This window comes from Romboutsia sp., from assembly GCF_035470145.1.
In the GTDB taxonomy this organism is placed as follows: Bacteria; Bacillota; Clostridia; order Peptostreptococcales; family Peptostreptococcaceae; genus Romboutsia_D.
Genome location: NZ_DATIRC010000172.1, coordinates 1 through 1,715, shown reverse-complemented (window position 1 = coordinate 1,715; position 1,715 = coordinate 1). Strand labels below are relative to the sequence as shown.

The following is a 1,715-nucleotide window of genomic DNA, read 5'->3' as shown; positions in this document are numbered from 1 at the left end:
CAAGAGCTGCCTGAAATCCGGCTACATTCGAATTGTAACTATCATCAATAAACTTATATCCAAATCTACTGCGCCTGATAGACAGCTTTCCGATTTTCTTTCTCTTCGTTCCTTTCTTCAACACTACTGCAATCTCATTTAAACTCATCCCCAGTTCGCGTGCAACAGATGTAGCTGCCAAAATATTTGATATGTTATACTCCCCAAGCATCCTTGCCTCAAATCTAACAACAGTTTGCTTCTCATGTACATTGAACTCTATCTTTTCTTTTTTCGACTTTATGTCACTTACCCAAAAATTCAGCTGCTTATTAATTGAATACAAAATTTCTTTCTTTTTTGATTTTCCTGCAATCCTTAAAACTAGATCACTATCTCCATTTAATATTATTTTCGCCTTTGGTTTTGAGTACTCTACTATTTCATACTTTGCTTTTAGAACATTTTCAATGCTCCCGAATAAAGCTAAATGTTGACTTGCTATTGAAGTTATAACTGCTATATCAGGTTTAGTAATATCGCAGATATCCCTTATCTCTCCTCTTTTATAAGCGCCCATTTCTACAATATATACATCCGCTAGCTGATTTATATTTTCAAGAATGTTAATTGCAACACCTATATCAGAATTGACATTTTTAGGTGTAGCATATGTTTTGAATTTAGAAGATAAAATAAGATGCAGGATTTCTTTTGTAGTAGTTTTTCCGAAACTGCCAGTGATTCCAATTACCTTTAAGTTTTCAATCTCCTGAATCTTCTTTTTTGCCTCTTCTATTTTTTTTTACGCACTATAATAGAAAAGAAAGAAGTCGCAAAGACTAGTAAAGCTATTATAAAAGGCAGCGTAAGGTCAAAAGCAAAAAGATAAACAAAATATAATATAACAGTAGCCGTTTCCAAAGGAATAGTAAAAACGCCAGTATCTCCTACTTCAGTTGGAAATATATTACTAAAATCACCAAGCTCCAGATCCTGAATCGAACTGATGTGATAAGTTTGGTAATATTGGAAAGCTGAGACAATAGGCACTATAGTTAAAACCATGATCGAAATTGCTATAAGTAAATTTCTTAAGCTCTTCTTTGGAAAATTTACTTTTTTACTTATTAAAGCGCTGAAACTATTAAGTGCTGATAGAACATAATAAGCAAAACCCAGAGGTATAACGATATACAGAAACCTTCTGTCTGTATATACAGTAAGCAATATACCAAACGTAGCTAAGAGAAAAGCAACTATTGTAGGATAACTTTTTAAGGAAAATACTTTTGCCTCTTTGATATATACTTTCATCCTGTCAATCCGATACTCTTTTATCTGCCACAGATAAATATGCTCCATCAACCTTCTGATAATATGGGGAAGCCAGAAAATCAAAACAAAAACAAGGAAAAAAAGCATATTGTACATAGAAATATTTTTACTAATTATCTGTAAAATGATAACACAAATGCAATTATTTTATAAATTCAATATTATTCCTAATCACCTTTGAAATTACTTCTGGATGGGTTTTGGGGATCCCATGTCCAAGTTTCTCAAACACTATAAATTTAGACTTTTTAATACCTTTATGTAAAATCTTTCCGTGCTCTAATGGGGTTGAACGATCTTTCTTTCCCCATATAATAAGCGTAGGAACATCTATTAGATTTAAATCCTTTTTGAGATCTTCCTTTACTACCTTTCTGAAAGTTCCGGATATCTCCTCA

At 32.4% G+C, this 1,715-nt stretch carries 3 protein-coding genes; all 3 read right to left on the bottom strand.

What is annotated here, in order from left to right; genetic code table 11:
- On the bottom strand, positions 1 to 676 hold a 676-nt coding region (locus VLM92_RS07245), incomplete at its 3' end, for a Mur ligase family protein (protein ID WP_325275668.1).
- Positions 677 to 774: 98 nt separating this feature from the next.
- The gene (locus VLM92_RS07240) at positions 775 to 1,344 is read right to left on the bottom strand and encodes a hypothetical protein (protein ID WP_325275667.1); all 570 of its coding nucleotides are present in this window, start codon (positions 1,342 to 1,344) and stop codon (positions 775 to 777) included.
- Positions 1,345 to 1,459: 115 nt separating this feature from the next.
- A partial coding sequence (locus VLM92_RS07235; protein ID WP_325275666.1) for an alpha/beta hydrolase occupies positions 1,460 to 1,715 on the bottom strand: 256 nt, incomplete at its 5' end.